Below are 14,536 nucleotides of genomic sequence, written 5' to 3' on the forward strand. Positions count from 1 at the left end.
TTTGCTCTCCCAACAAAGGAGGACCGTCGTGAGCAAAGTCCAAGCCGTCACCGACGCCAACTTCAAGCAAGAAGTGCTCGACTCGCCGATCCCCGTTCTGATCGATTTCTGGGCGGAATGGTGCGCCCCCTGCCGGGCGATCGGTCCCATCGTGGAGGAGTTGGCGACGGAGTTCGAAGGCAAGCTCAAAGTGGTCAAGCTAAACGTCGACGACAATCCCCAGACCCCGACGCAATACGGCGTCCGCGGCATCCCGAATCTGATCTTATTCAAGGGCGGTACGGTCCAGACCCAGATCGTCGGGTTACGGCCGAAGGCAGAGCTGGTCCAGGCCGTCAACCAGGTGATTTAGTGCCGACGACGCACATTGTCGGCCCCACGTCGCACTACTTTTACTCGCAGCGCTTGAAGCTGCACTACCTCGACTGGGGCAACGCCCACAAACCGCCGCTGCTGCTCATCCACGGCGGGCGCGACCACGCCCGCAACTGGGACTGGGTGGCAACGGCCTTGCGCGACCGGTATCACGTCATCGCGCCCGACCTGCGCGGCCACGGTGATTCGCAGTGGGCGATCGGCGGCGCGTACGCGATGATCGACTACGCCCTCGACGTCGCGCAGCTCCTCGACGCCGTCAAGTTGTTCCCGATTACCATCGTCGGTCACTCCCTGGGCGGTGCGATCGCGCTTCAGTACACGGGAGTGTACCCCGAGCGCGTCAAGAAGGTCGTGGCCATCGAAGGCCTCGGTCCGCCGCCGGGATTCATCAAGGACCGGCCGCCGCACGTTCGCATGGCCGAATGGATCGTCGAGATGCAGTCGCTGGCCCGGCGGCACCCGCGGCGTTACGCGACGCTCGAAGAGGCGGTGGCACGCATGCGCGAAGCCAATCCGCGTCTCACCGAGGAACAGGCGCGGCACCTCACCGTCCATGGCTCCTACCGCGACGAAGACGGCACCTACCTGTGGAAGTTCGACAACTACGTCCGTGCCGCCTCGCCGTACCTGTTCAACATCCGCGAGGCGCAGGCGATCTGGAGTCAGATCGCCTGTCCGGTACTGCTCGTGCGCGGCACCGAGTCGTGGGCGTCGGATCCGAACGAAGACGGTCGGGCCGGGGCATTCCAGAACGCCCGCGCCGTCAACATCGAGAAGGCCGGCCACTGGGTACATCACGACCAGCTCGACGAATTCCTGCGGCTGGTACGGGAGTTTCTTGGCGCCGAATGAGACGCGTTGCCGGGTGCTAGCGGCTGGCCGTTAGCTGCCGGCTAACGGCCGGGTCCTGCGACCTGGCCCCCCTCGCCTGCGTCCCTCACTTCCCGAAACGCCGCGTCGGTCACTTCTAGCGTGCGCGCGATGTCTTCTTCCGTGTGCGCGGCGGAGAGGAACCAGTTGTGGTGCGGGTGAAAGTAAACGCCGCGCCCCGCGCAGGCGGCGCAGAAGGCGCGGTTCAAGGCGAAATCGGGGTCATCGGCGAAACTCATGAATGGAATCGCGGGTGGACCGGTAACGTTGATTCGCAGGCGATGCGCCCGGGCCTGGTCATCGAGCCCCCGGCACAACCGGGTGCCGACGTGGCGCATGTGCTCGATGGCGCCGGATGCGGCGATCTCCTTCAGGGTAGCCAGGCCGGCCGCCATCGGCACCGCGCTATTGAAGAACGAACCGGTTAGAAAGACACGTTCGGCCGCCCGCCGCAGGGCGGCGCGACCGACGCAGGCGGACAGCGGGTAGCCGTTGGCGATTGCCTTGCAATAGCCGGCGATGTCCGGCTGCACCCCGAACGCCTCGAGTGAACCGCCCAGGTGCAGGCGGAACCCCGCGCGGACATCGTCGAGAATGAAGACGATGCCGTGCGCGTCGCACAGCGCCCGCACGGCCTGGTGAAAACCGGCGACCGGCATCTCTTGATCGTGGAACGCCTCGTGGCGGAACGGGGTGACAATGATCCCGGCTATGGCCTCGCGGTTCGCGGCAACGACGCGCTGCAAGTCCGCGATGTCGTTATAGCGGAAGGTGAGGATCTCGGCCCGGTCTGCCGGGGTGGTACCGGCCGGGAACGGCGTACACCATGCGTGCGTGCCGTGGTATGCGCCCTCGGCCATGACGATCTTGGGCCGGCCGGTGTGCTCGCGGGCGACGAGCAGGGACCACGTCACCACATCGGAGCCGTTCTTGGCGAACAGGGCCCAGTCGGCGAACGGCGTAATGCCGACGAGGTGCTCCGCCAGCTCGACGAATATCTCGGCGGGCCCGTTGAAGCAGTTGCCGGCGTGCCGTTGGGTTTCGACGGCCTGCTCGACCGCCGGATGGCCGTGACCGAGGACGATCGGCCCGTACGAGCACATGTAATCGATGTACTCGTTGCCATCGACGTCCCAGACGCGCGACCCGGCGCCGCGTTCGAAGAAGTACGGGTATCGCCCCGGCACCAGGACCGTCGGGGATTGATGGCCGTGGATGCCGTTCGGAACCACCCGCGCCGCGCGTTCGAACAATGCCTGACTTCCGGCGAACTGGTACATGGCCTGCTCTCCCTTCGTGTCGCCGGCGGTCTTTACACGGCCGGGTCCGAGACGCCAACCCGGCCGACGGTCGCGGCAACCGGTTTCGGCAACCGCTCTCCCCGTTTCGGGCCAGACGATTGCCGCCGTGCACTGGACTCGCAACGCGGCGTCTTACGGACCGCCGTGACCGTACACCGCGACCCTCTCCACCCGACGGTCGTCTATGACCAGTCGTTCGACCCGCAACGGGTTCGGGGGTAGATCTCTTTCCGCGGCGACGAACCTCACGACGAAGTGCGGTCTCTCGCCACCGTACACCGCCGTGGCGCTCGCCACCGCAACCTTCAGGACACCGGGCGCGGTTTCGTTGGCGTGCATCAGCGCACCGCGAACCGACGAACCCGGATATACCCGCAACGCCCGGAGCTGGGTCGGGTCGTATCGCAGGTCTATTGCGAGCGCGTTGAACGGCTGCGCGGCATCGATCCACAGAGGAACGGCAAGCTTCCCAAAGCGCCCATGGCGCGGACGGCCCACCCGCCACCCCTCGCCCCCCGCGTCCGCCCCTGACGCCGCCATGGCAGCCGCAGCCGGGGGATTCCAGTTCCCGCTGCAGTCCCCGAAGAGCAGCCCGAGGATATCCTGGCCCGCCGCGTTCGCCGTCAAAGGCTGATAAGCCACGCGCCCACCCTGACAGGTCCCGGTCGAGATCTGCGGCGGAGTTACGATCTGGCCGGGAACCGCGGCGGGAGTGGGAACAAACACCCAGTCGGAGCCGCACTGGGTTGCCACCGGCATCCGCGGGAGCATGCCGACGACGAACTGGAGGATGCGGCTCGCGTCGAGGGCGCTAAGGCCGCCATTACCGGTAACGTCACACGCGAGTTGCTGAGTCGCACTCAAGGTCCGCAGCCCAACCAGGTGTTGAAGCACAAGCGCCGCATCGAAGGCGCTAATCGCGCCGGCAAAGTCCCCCTGTTTGCCTGGCTCGATGGCCCAATCGCCGGTCCAAAGACCCGCGAACCCGTATTGCCCCGTCGCGCCGGTTTGCACGACGTTCGCCAATCCACCGGTCAGATCGACATCCACGCCGGGTACGGGTCTATCGGTGCCGAGGTAGTACCGAATGCGTCCGGCGATCTGCAGCCCGGTGGGTGTCGGTGTCGGCACCGCAGTCGGCGTGGGTGTCGCCGTCGTCCCCGCGGCGACGTTGACCGTTCCGCCTTGCGCACCATCGAGCACCGACGTTCCCCCGAAGGTCACCTCACTCTGCCGCGGCATGACTGTGCCGAAACTCAGCGAAGAGGCCGTGGCCGACGCCACCGCCGAGAACGTGATCGTTGCCAGCGCGAAGGTTCCCGTTGGAAAGGCGGAAAACGTACCGGCCGAGTAGTCCACCGTTCCTGCCGCGTTGCTGAACTGATTGAGGATAGGAACCGGCAAGACACTGCCCCCGGTGACGTTCACCACTTGCAGCACCCCGGGGTCGAAACTCAAAAACGCCGACGCCCCGTCCACCTGCTGCGCCCCGGCCTGCACTTCCACCGTGACGCTGAACGCCTGCCCTACGGCGGTGTCGGTGGTTGCCGGCATCACCGTTAATAAAACTCCGGCTTGCGCCCCGGCGGTCCCACCGTTCCATGCCAGCAACACGGCCGTCAGCAGTCCCACCAGCACGAGCGTGGCGCGGCTCATGTTTACGCCCTTGCAATCTGACCCATTCGGGTCGGAGCGACCTGGATCCATTTGCGCCCTGGCAAACACCATCCCGCCGGTTTCCGAGTCTTTTCAAGCCCCTCTTCGTTGCGACGATGCAGTCAGACCCGGTACGGCCTCGATTCGAAGGGCGGTACGACCGCCGTTCCGAGCCCGCACCGAGCGCCCGCCAGAAGTCACGTCACTGGCGCGAGGAGTCGCCTCGCTCAGCGTCAGCGCTGTAGCCCGCGCCACGCGGCGAGCCCTGAAGGTCACCGTCGCCAGCGTAAACGCTCGACGGGGAAAGTCTCCGAACGTGGCGGCAGCGTAATCGACCGCCCCGGGGGCAATCCCTCGCTGCAACTCCACACCAAGCGTCTTTCCGGGAGTGACTCCGACGACCTCCAACACTCGTGGATCGAAGTCGAGGTACACAGCTGCCCCGTCGACCGGCCGCCCGTCCGGCTCCACCACCGCCCGCACCTCGAACACCTGTCCGGCCCGCACCTTGGCCGGGGAGGTCAGACGCACGCGTACCGTTTCTCCCGAGGTGGCCCTGGCGCTCGGCCTCACGGCTCCATCGCCCGTAACTCCCGTGGGCGTCTGCCCGCACTGGCTGAAGTTGGTCACCAGCAGCGAAAAGTCGATCAGCGTCACGCACCCGTCACCGTTGAAGTCGGCCCGAGAGTCGTAGCCGACGTCCCCGTTGCACTTGCCAAACGTCGTCACCAGCACCGAGAAGTCCACCAACGTGACGCAGTTGTCGTCGTTGGCGTCACCTTCCGGCAGCGTACCGAAGCTCACGGTGTTCGTTCCTGCGACCAGCGATACCGTCTGGCAGGTCCGCAGCGTGTGGCTGTGCTTCGCGCAAGCCAGGTACGTCCCTGGCACAATGCCCCCGCAGACGAACGCCCCGTTTTGATCCGTCGTCGTCGCGCATCCCGTATCCACCCCGCTTCCGCCCTGGGACGTCAGGGTCACCGTCAGAGGCACGGCCCATCGCGGGTCTGGCGGGGACGGCCGTCCCTGCAACTGCACCGTAGCGGCGAGCGTCGCCGTGTCGACTACCGTGACCGTGCCGTGCAGCAGGATCCCCAGTAACGACACTCCGCCAAACGTGACGTCACTCCGCCGCGGGGGCGTGGAGTTGAACATCACCAGCGCAGCCGAGCCCACCCCCACGGCACTGAAGCGTACCGTTGCCAGAGTGAACGTCCCGGAGGGAAACCCCGAGAAGGTTCCGGCGGAATAGTCCAGACTGCCCGTGGTGTTGTCGAACTGGTTCATGATCGGTACCGGCAATGCGCCGCCCGCCGTTACGCTCACGACCTGAAGCACGGCGGGATCGAAGTTCAAGAACGCGGCGGCACCGTCCACCGTCGACGTACCGGCGCGCACCTCCAGAGTCAGGTCAAACGTCTGTCCCACGGCCACGGTCGTGTTCGCCGGCATAACGGCTAGCACGACACCGACCTGGGGCGTCGAGGTCGGCGTCATGGTCGGCAAGGGCGGCGCCCCGGTAGGCGTGAACGTCGGCGTGAACGTACGTGTGGGAGTCCGGGTCGCGCCGGTCGGGGTGGACGTCGAGGTGAACGTGAACGTCACCGCGGGAGTGAACGTCCGCGTCGGTGTTCCCGTCGACGTCGACGTCCGCGTCGATGTCGGTGTTCCACCGGTCGGCGTATTCGTCGGGGTCCGCGTACGGGTCATCGTCGGCGTCCCGCCGGGCGGCATCGACGTCGGCGTCGCTGTGAACGTGATGGTTGGCGTGTACGTATACGTTGCTGTTGGCGTCGGCGTCCGCGTTGCTAACGATGTCGCAGTCGGGGTTGCGGTTGGCGACGAGGTGACCATGAGGGTCTCATCGGCAATTACGACGGCGTTGTTCGAAACAGTGTACTCGGCTACCGAGCCGTTCACGATCCAACCCACGAAGTAGGTGCCATGCGGTTGATTCGCGGGCACGGTCAGGGCGGTGGTGGACACAATGTACGTGTATGCTGCCATGTCGGCCAGCGCGACCGATCCGATCCACCGGTCGGACCCACTGATGGTCAAGTCGGTCGACAGGTAGAAGTCTACCGTCACTGCGCCCGACGCCGCGAAGCCCACGTTAGCGAGGTTGTACTCCAGCGTGAAAGAGCCCCCGGCCGCGACGGCATTTGCGAGCAGATCCTTTGCGTCGGGGTCGAAGAGGTATTCGGTGAGATCGGGCCGGGCCACCGGGGGCCGGTTGGCTTCATCGTCGGAGATGTAGGCGTCGATGTCGGATGACTTGCCGCCGGTCAGCAGGGTATCCTCGGCATTACAGGCCCGATCCGAGGTCGAATGAATACCCTGGATGTACCGGTTGATCCCGTCGTACCTCCACGACGGGCCTCCGCTGTGTCCGCCGTAGACCCCCGCGTCGAGCCCAATGCGACCCCCGCTATAGCCGAGCACCGGCGCCAGAGCGGTATATTGAACCAACGAGTTGCTGGGGACGTACGGGGTCTCTACCGGATAGCCACTGAAGTTAAGCGCGCTCGCGTACACGTCCGTCTCGCGGCCCATCCACCCGGTGTGGTCGCCGTCGCGCCGATCGATGGTGATGACGCCCCAATCGTGGTCGAAGTTCTGGAATACCGTCCAGCCGGAGTAGCTTCGCAATAAGACCGCCTTCGCCTCGCCGTAAGGGTGATCCGGATCCCCGAAGGGATCCACCTGGTCGGTCTGCGCGGCCCATGCCCACACCTCGCTGGCCCACGCCGCGTCGGATACGTTGCCGTCGCGGTTCGGGTCCCAGTTGTAAATGCAATGTCCGGCCGTAAGTAACTGGAACGATCCGACCACCGAGGCGCTGCACACGTAGTAGTAGTCGGTGCCCCCGGAGTTGAAGCGCATGAGGAGCTTGACCACCGTGTTGAACGGAAAGGCGAGCGAGTCGTACAGCGACGACGGCGGGGAACACGGGTTCTGGGGACTCGCCGGACCGCGGCCGCGATCATCCGAAGCCGCATCGTCGGTCGAGCTCCGAGGGGGCAAGTTTGCCTCTCCACTCTGCAGATCGATCGGGAGCATTCCCGGCTGGGACGGAACTACAAGTCCTGTCGGGCCCGGAGACGACACCTCGCTTTCTGGTACCTCGATGGTGTCGCCTGAAGTCAGATCGCGGCCCACCATCGAACGCTGGAGGCTGGACGCAGAGTCGAGTGGCGCATACTGCCGGGTCGCCGGAGGATTCGGCGCAGGCCCGGCGTTCTTCAGGATCTCGATCAGTTGAGACCGGCTCAGGCTCTCTCGCTGCTGGCCCGATCCGTCATCCTCGTTCCCCCGCGCAGTTCTCGGATACACCCAGAGTACCGCAGCCAGCGCTACCAGCAGTCCGACACTCGACTTGTTCGTCATGACCGTACCCCCCCTCTACCGTCTCGACCGACCTCGCGCCGATCCTCTTCGCAACTATCGGCAGGTCGAACGACACTGCACCAATACGCCTCGCTAAGTCAACCGCGCGCAGCGCGCGCGTGCCACCTCGGCACCGAACGCACTCCACCGCGGTTCCCGAAGCCCGGCCACGTCTCCCTGACCTCCGCCGCCAGTGGCGTCCAGGGCACAGGGCCGCTCGCAGGCCTTCAATCGAGGAAAGCCTTCACGCTAATATCTTCGTCAATTTCCGGCCAGTGAATGCCGTATCCCCCCGGCGAAATCTCAAAATTTCCCAATTGCTCGGGCGTCGCATCCAGCAAGCGGGAGAACCATGCCAGCGGCACCGACACTTCGCGGCCGTCGCTCAGCTTCGCCGTGAGCTGGTCCGGACTAACGCGGACATCGACGATTGCCGGGTAATTCCTAGCTCTTCGTGCGGCTAAACTCATTCCAGCACCCCATAAGCAGAGGGACGTTCGCTTTGACGATTTGCATTGCCCGCCGCTGTTCCGGCGGTGACAGTCCAAAGGAAGACTCGACGGCGAGGGACGGCAGCCAAACTTTCATTTCACCACCTTTGCCGGTTATGTGAATGTGCGGTGGCTCGTTGCGCTCGTTGCTGTAGAAGTGAAAGCGAAAGCCCTCCTTTGTGAATACCGTGGGCACTGGAACCCCTCTTATCACATCGGGCGACGAGGTTGGAGGAGGTCGTACCCGTGGAGGTGCCGGGCCACGCGCTGACTTCTCGCAACTCCCGGTCGGCGCGCCTCCGCGCAAAGCCACTGGAACACCTGAATCAGGGATCTCTTATTGACGCCTCAGCCTGCGTTTCTCACCACAGAGGCCCGCGGACCGTGGGGACGATGGTACCTTTGGTACGTTTCGCTGCCGATTCGTGGCCGTAGTACCGTCGTTTCTGGATCCCCCATCGCGTACCGCACCGGGAGTACCATCGTCCCCTATCCCCCCCTACGGGCTTGCGGCGTCGGGACAGGCAAATTATGAGCGGGCCTTCGCGGACGGCAACGCGGGGAGGATCGATGGACGAAAAGAACGCTAGAGAAAGGACGGAGGCCGAGGCCCGCAACGAGCTCCTCGACATGGCACGCGGCAAGACCGGCGCAGTTCCGGAGCACGTACTGGTCGACCACGTGCTGGCGGTAACGGCCGGATCGAACTGGCCCGTGCGCGCCGAAGCCATGCGGGCGGTGTTGCGGCGCTGCGCGTTCGGCAAGCGCGATCGCCTGCACGTCGCGATGCGCCCGCCGGAAGACCAGCCGCTCGGCATCTATCGAACCGGCCGCGACGGGTCGTCCACACGGCCGTACCGCACCCTGATCGCCGGGGTTCAGCCGCTCGGCACCAGTTGCGACTGCGCCGATTTCCTGCGCAACTCGCTCGGTCTGTGCAAGCACGCCATGGCCGCCCTCGACGACGTCTACGGGCGGCCGCGGGCGCTGCGCCGGGCGCAGGCGATGCAGTCGACCGATGGCCTCCCGGTCCGCCCGACGATGCTCTGGGATCCAATCCGGCCGTTGCGTGGACCGGGCGATTGGCTCGAACGGATCGCCCTGCACTTCGGTACCTCCACCGAGGGCGCACGCCGGTTGGCCACCGTCGACCGCCTGTTCGCCGCCGGCTCCGGCCCGATCCGCCGACTTCGCGAGGCCCATGCAGACGACGCCGGGGCCCGACTGCGGACGATCGAGGCGCTCCTGCGCCTGGTCGGCGCAGGTCGACACTCCGCATCGCCGATCGTCGCCACGGAGCCGGCGGTCCCCGCGTTGCTCAGGGCCGAACGCGAGCGCCTGCATCACCTGACGGTCCATGCCCTCGCTCCGCGGGAGATCGCGCGCGCCATCGCCACCATGCGGCAGAAGCCCTACCCTTACCAGCTCGAAGGCGTGCAGCGGTTTCTCCGCGAGGGACGCCTGTTGCTGGCCGACGACATGGGACTCGGCAAGACCGCGCAAGCGATCGCCGCCTGCCACGTGCTGTGGGAGGGCGAACGCATCCGGCGCGGGCTGCTCGTAGTCCCTGCCAGCCTGAAGCCGCAGTGGCTGCGCGAATGGGCGGCGTTCACCAACGTGCCGATCGCCGCCGTCGACGGTTCGCCCGGCGAGCGACTCGCTGCCTATCGCCGCACCAGAAGCGGCTACCTCCTGATCAACTACGAATTGCTGTTGCGCGACTTCGACGCCGTGAGCGCCTGGGCACCGGAGGTGGTCGTCCTGGACGAGGCCCAGCGGATCAAGAACTGGGCGACCAAGAGCGCGGCCTACGTCAAGCGCCTGGCACCGCGATACCGCCTCGTCCTGACGGGAACGCCGATGGAGAACCGCATCGACGAGTTGGCGTCGATCTACGACTGGGTCGACAGCTACGCCCTCGAACCCAAGTGGCGACTCGTGCCGTGGCACACGACACCGGTGGACGGCGAGCGGGCAATCGGCGGGGCTCGCAACCTCGATACCCTGCGCACCCGTCTCGCCCCCACCATGCTCCGCCGCACCCGGCAGGAGGTGCTCGACCAGCTCCCGCCGCGCACCGACACGATCGTTCCCGTCGACCTGACCGCGGCGCAGGCCGAGGAGCACGACGCACTGATCAGGCCGATCGCGTCGCTCCTCCAGCGCGCGCGGCGCCGCCCGCTCATGCAAGCCGAGTTTCTCAAGCTGATGCAACTGCTCACCACGCAGCGCATCATCGCCAACGGGCTTGCCCAGTTCCGCTTCGGCGAACTCTGGCCCGCGCTCGCCGATCGCGCGCCCGAGCCCGCCCTAATCGACAGTCTCTCCAGCCCCAAGCTGCTCGAGCTACACGAGCTGCTCGACCACATTGTGCTCGGGCAGCGCCGCAAGGCGGTCGTATTCAGTCAGTGGCGCCGCATGCTCGATCTCGCCTGTTGGGCGACCCGCGATCTGCTGGCCCGCGCCGGGCAGCGCGCCGTGTTCTTCACCGGTCGCGAGGGGCCCGCTCGCCGCACGCAGAACCTCGTCGACCTGCACGACGATCCGTCGGTGAGTGTGCTCTTCGCCAGCGATGCGGGTGGGGTTGGCCTGAACCTGCAAAAGGCCGCGAGCTGCTGCATCAACATCGACCTGCCCTGGAACCCGGCCGTCCTGGAGCAGCGCATCGGCCGCATTTACCGCCTCGGTCAGAAGCGCCCCATCGACGTCTACAACCTCGTCACCCAGAACAGCATCGAGGCCCGCATCGCCACCCTCGTGGCGGACAAGAAGGCGCTGTTTTCGAGCCTGTTCGACGGCTCCACCGACGAGGTTTGCTTCGACCGCTCCGGGTCGTTCCTGACGCAACTGGAACGCATCGTCGAGCCGGTCGCCGTTCCCGAACCGGAAGATGCGGATCTCCAGCCAGAGGAGACACCGCTCGCCCGCGAACTCGAGGCGATTATGGCGGCAGCCGACGAGAGCGCCGACCTGCCGGCTGCCGCGGCAGCGCCCGCGCCCGCGAAGCGTCACGGCATGGAAGGCGTCGCCAGCGGTACCCCCGTCGACGTCGGGCAGTTGTTCGCCAGCTTGAAGGTCCGCACGACCGCCGACGGCGGCATGGCGATCGAAGCGCCGCCCGAGGCGGCCGGCACTCTGGCCAGCGTCTTCGAGGGTCTGGCGCGACTGCTCCGCATGCAGAACCCCCAGTGATCCCCCGTCCAGCGCGAGATCCGCCGAGGACTTTGGGTCAGTAAACGGCGCATCTCCGAACGCATCGCGTCGACCCGGCCATGCACCTGCACTGCATCGAGGCGGATCCCAGAACACGTAGGGCGCGCGCGCAGCGGGAACCAGGAAAACCCGTTGTGCTCGTTCACATCGGCACGCTGCTCCCGGCCCGCTCCCGCATCCGTGCGCCGAAGCTGGTGATCGAAGCGGCCTGACCCAGCCCGTCCGCTCCCTTCGCTGGGGCGTGAGTCGCCCCCACCCAGTTTCGCCGTCGGAATCGGCACCATAGCCCGGAAATCGGGTCGTCCTCGGGGGTAAAACCGAAACTTTACAGCAAGTTGCAGAGGTGCCACCCTGCAAGAACAGGGTTCAGGGTGCAGGGTGCGGGGTGCGTCTGCAACCCGGAACCCTGCACCCCGTACCCCGTACCCGCGAGCCGCGCCCCACAGGCGCGGCGAGCACTGAGCCGTGTTGGATTCGAACCAACGACCCTCTGCTTAAAAGGCAGATGCTCTACCTCCTGAGCTAACGGCTCGCGCGGGCGGACGCCTCTCTTATCGCCAGTGGCGGCGCCCTGGTCAACGGGCGAGGAGGGCTAGTAGGGTCGTGGGGGTCGTGGGGTCCCGAATGGGAAAGCTCAGGACCTCAAGACCTCAGGACCTCAAGACCTCAGGACCTCAAGACCTCAAGACCTCAAGACCTCAGGACCTCAGGACCTCAGGACCCCCGGGGGGTGTCGACGCGGGCCGGGGTCGTGGTAATGGACGGTTCGGTAGCCCCGCCGGGCGCGCCGGCCGCGCAGCGGGACCCCGCATTACGATAGACGGAGACGGCAGCCATGTCAGACCTTCCCCGGGAACTTGCAACAGTCGAAGAATGCGTCGAGTGGGCGATCGCTACCGTGGGCAACCGCATCGTCCTCGGTGCGCCGCTCGGGCTCGGCAAACCCAACCAGCTCATGAACGCATTCTACCGGCGCGCCTGTGCCGACCCGTCCCTGCACCTGACGATCTTTACCGCCCTGTCGCTGGAAAAACCGACGCCCGAAAGCGACATCGAGGCGAGGCTTCTCGAACCCTACCTCAGCCGCCATTTCGGCGACTACTGCGATCTCGAATACCTCCAGGCCGTGCGCTCCGATTCGCTGCCGCCCAACGTCCGCGTCCACGAATTCTACTTCCGCGCCGGCTCGATGACCCGCGTCGCCGCCGCCCAGCGCCATTACGTCTCCACCAACTACACCTTCGTCGCCCGTGACCTCCTCGAACGCGGCGTCAACGTCCTGGTGCAACTCGTGGCGGAACAGGACGTCGACGGCCGCCGCATGCTGAGCCTCTCCGGCAATACCGACGTAACCCTCGACCTCGTACCGATGCTCGAGGAACTGCGGCGCCAGGGACGCACCTTCGTCACGATCGCGCAGGTCCACCGCGACCTCCCCTTCATGTACAACCGTGCCATGGTCGAGCCGCGGTACTTCGACTTCATCGTCCGCAACCCGGCCTACAACACCACGCTCTTCGCCACGCCGAACCTCTCGGTCGGCACGACCGACTACGCCATCGGCTTCCACGCCAGCACGCTCGTCAAGGACGGCGGCACTTTGCAGATCGGCATCGGCGCGTTGGGCGACGCGCTCGTCTACGGCTGCCTGCTGCGCCACCGACACAACGCCGCTTACCGCGAGGTTGCCGCCGGGCTCGGCGCCGACCCCGCTCTCGTCGACCGCGTCGGCGGCCTCGCGCCGTTCGAAAAGGGCCTTTACGGCTGCAGCGAGATGTTCGTGAACGGCTTCGTACAACTGTTGCGCGCCGGCATCCTGACCCGGGCCGTGTTCGACGAGCCGCGCCTGCAGCGCCTGTTGAACGAGGGACGGATAGCAACCACGGTCGATAACCGCACGCTCGCCACACTCGCGGCGGAACGCGTCATCTCTCCGCAACTGACCCGCGCCGACGTCGACTTCCTCCGCTACTGGGGCATCCTCCGCCCCGAAGTCGGCTTCGACGACGGGCACCTGATCGTCAATGGCACGAGAATTCGGGCCGACCTCGACGATCCCGAAGCCTACGAGACGGTCTGCGAGTGGGCCCTTGGCGATGCTCTCGCCCACGGCGTCGTCATGCACGGGGGCTTCTTTCTCGGCCCCGCCGACTTCTATCAGGCGCTGCGGGACATGCCGCGTGCCGAGGCGGAACGCATTGCCATGGACAGCGTGCGCCGCATCAACCGCATCGACCAGCCCGACCTCCAGGCCCTGCAGCGCACCGCCGCACGGTTCGTCAATACCGCCATGATGGTGACTCTCAGCGGCGCGGTCGTCTCCGACGGACTCGAAGACGGTCAGGTGATCAGCGGGGTCGGCGGCCAGTACAACTTCGTCGCGCAGGCGCACGAGCTGCCCGACGCCCGCTCGATCATCTGCCTGCGCGCGGTCCGCGGCACCGGCCGGCACGCCGCCTCGAATATCGTCCCCAGCTACGGCCACTGCACCGTGCCCCGGCACCTGCGCGATATCGTGGTGACCGAATACGGAGTCGCCGACCTCCGCGCCCGCAGCGACGAGGAGATCGTTCAAGCGCTCCTGAACATCGCCGACTCGCGCTTTCAGGACGACCTGCTCGACGCCGCCCGCAACGCCGGCAAGATCGACCCCGACTACCGCGTCCCCGAACGCTATCGCAACAACCTTCCCGAACGGGTCCAGGGCGAGATCCAGCGCTGGCGCAAAGCGGGACACTTCCCGCCCTTTCCGTTCGGCACCGATTTCACCGCCGACGAGATCGTCCTCGGCGCGACCCTGAAGAACGTCAAGGCGATGATGGACGAACCCCGCACGCTCATTCGCCAGCTCATCCGCTCGTTCACCCACGAGGTGCACGAAGAGGAAGCCGGCCGCTACCTGCAACGTATCGCCCTGGAACACCCCCAGACCGCCAAGGAAGTTATCCTGCAACACCTGCTGCTCCTGGAGCTCGAAGAGCGCGGACACCTGCGGCCGCTGTAGCCGGCACGCGCGGCTAAGTAGTGATGGGCACAATTACGGCGACGTATTCCGTACGACGCTTTCCGTTCGCCCCGAGTAGCCCCGTTTTCTCAGGGGCGTATCGAGGGGCAGCCTGGCGGGCGGCTTTGCGGCCCCGCCCCTCGATACGCCGCCGGAAAGATGGTGCTACTCGGGGCGAACGGAATACGCTGCCGAATTAATGAACCGGAGTACTACGGCCGGTGTAACCGGCGTCG

The 14,536-nt window shown here is 66.1% G+C and carries 8 protein-coding genes and 1 tRNA gene; 4 read left to right on the forward strand and 5 right to left on the reverse strand.

Annotation, left to right across the window (positions count from 1 at the left end; all coding sequences use genetic code 11):
• Positions 1-28 precede the first annotated feature (28 nt).
• Together trxA and L6Q96_03755 are read left to right on the forward strand one after the other, a co-directional pair.
• A complete protein-coding gene (gene trxA / locus L6Q96_03750) occupies positions 29-352 on the forward strand; it encodes a thioredoxin (protein MCK6553688.1) in 324 nt (107 codons plus the stop codon).
• Positions 352-1,230: an alpha/beta hydrolase gene (locus L6Q96_03755; GenBank protein MCK6553689.1), complete on the forward strand. Its 879-nt coding sequence runs from the start codon at positions 352-354 to the stop codon at positions 1,228-1,230. Before trxA ends, L6Q96_03755 begins: the two co-directional genes overlap by 1 nt.
• A gap of 41 nt (positions 1,231-1,271) precedes the next feature.
• On the opposite strand, the gene L6Q96_03760 is transcribed toward L6Q96_03755, so the two are convergent.
• The 4 genes from L6Q96_03760 to L6Q96_03775 all read right to left on the reverse strand — a co-directional run bounded on the left by L6Q96_03760 (position 1,272) and on the right by L6Q96_03775 (position 8,062).
• Entirely contained in the window at positions 1,272-2,528 is a 1,257-nt protein-coding gene (locus tag L6Q96_03760; GenBank protein ID MCK6553690.1) for an aminotransferase class III-fold pyridoxal phosphate-dependent enzyme, read from the reverse strand.
• 153 nt (positions 2,529-2,681) lie between these two features.
• Entirely contained in the window at positions 2,682-4,205 is a 1,524-nt protein-coding gene (locus tag L6Q96_03765) for a cohesin domain-containing protein (GenBank protein MCK6553691.1), read from the reverse strand.
• A 93-nt stretch (positions 4,206-4,298) separates the two neighbouring features.
• Positions 4,299-7,592: a cohesin domain-containing protein gene (locus tag L6Q96_03770; GenBank protein MCK6553692.1), complete on the reverse strand. Its 3,294-nt coding sequence runs from the start codon at positions 7,590-7,592 to the stop codon at positions 4,299-4,301.
• A gap of 227 nt (positions 7,593-7,819) precedes the next feature.
• Positions 7,820-8,062: a DUF2442 domain-containing protein gene (locus tag L6Q96_03775; protein ID MCK6553693.1), complete on the reverse strand. Its 243-nt coding sequence runs from the start codon at positions 8,060-8,062 to the stop codon at positions 7,820-7,822.
• A 591-nt stretch (positions 8,063-8,653) separates the two neighbouring features.
• On the opposite strand from L6Q96_03775, the gene L6Q96_03780 reads away from it, so the two are divergent.
• The gene (locus L6Q96_03780) at positions 8,654-11,275 is read left to right on the forward strand and encodes a DEAD/DEAH box helicase (protein MCK6553694.1); all 2,622 of its coding nucleotides are present in this window, start codon (positions 8,654-8,656) and stop codon (positions 11,273-11,275) included.
• 480 nt (positions 11,276-11,755) lie between these two features.
• On the opposite strand, the gene L6Q96_03785 is transcribed toward L6Q96_03780, so the two are convergent.
• Positions 11,756-11,828 (reverse strand) — tRNA-Lys (locus L6Q96_03785).
• 303 nt (positions 11,829-12,131) lie between these two features.
• Here L6Q96_03785 and L6Q96_03790 point away from each other — a divergent pair.
• The gene (locus tag L6Q96_03790) at positions 12,132-14,300 is read left to right on the forward strand and encodes an acetyl-CoA hydrolase (GenBank protein MCK6553695.1); all 2,169 of its coding nucleotides are present in this window, start codon (positions 12,132-12,134) and stop codon (positions 14,298-14,300) included.
• Positions 14,301-14,536 lie beyond the last annotated feature (236 nt).

This window comes from Candidatus Binatia bacterium, assembly GCA_023150935.1.
Lineage (GTDB): Bacteria > Desulfobacterota > Binatia > HRBIN30 > HRBIN30 > JAKLJW01.

Excerpts from the sequence above, each read along its gene's own strand:
- L6Q96_03760 (MCK6553690.1), bottom strand. The coding sequence starts at position 2,528 with ATGTACCAGTTCGCCGGAAGTCAGGCATTGTTCGAACGCGCGGCGCGG.
- L6Q96_03770 (MCK6553692.1), bottom strand. The coding sequence starts at position 7,592 with ATGACGAACAAGTCGAGTGTCGGACTGCTGGTAGCGCTGGCTGCGGTA.
- L6Q96_03780 (MCK6553694.1), top strand. The coding sequence starts at position 8,654 with ATGGACGAAAAGAACGCTAGAGAAAGGACGGAGGCCGAGGCCCGCAAC.
- L6Q96_03790 (MCK6553695.1), top strand. The coding sequence starts at position 12,132 with ATGTCAGACCTTCCCCGGGAACTTGCAACAGTCGAAGAATGCGTCGAG.
- L6Q96_03765 (MCK6553691.1), bottom strand. The coding sequence starts at position 4,205 with ATGAGCCGCGCCACGCTCGTGCTGGTGGGACTGCTGACGGCCGTGTTG.
- L6Q96_03775 (MCK6553693.1), bottom strand. The coding sequence starts at position 8,062 with ATGAGTTTAGCCGCACGAAGAGCTAGGAATTACCCGGCAATCGTCGAT.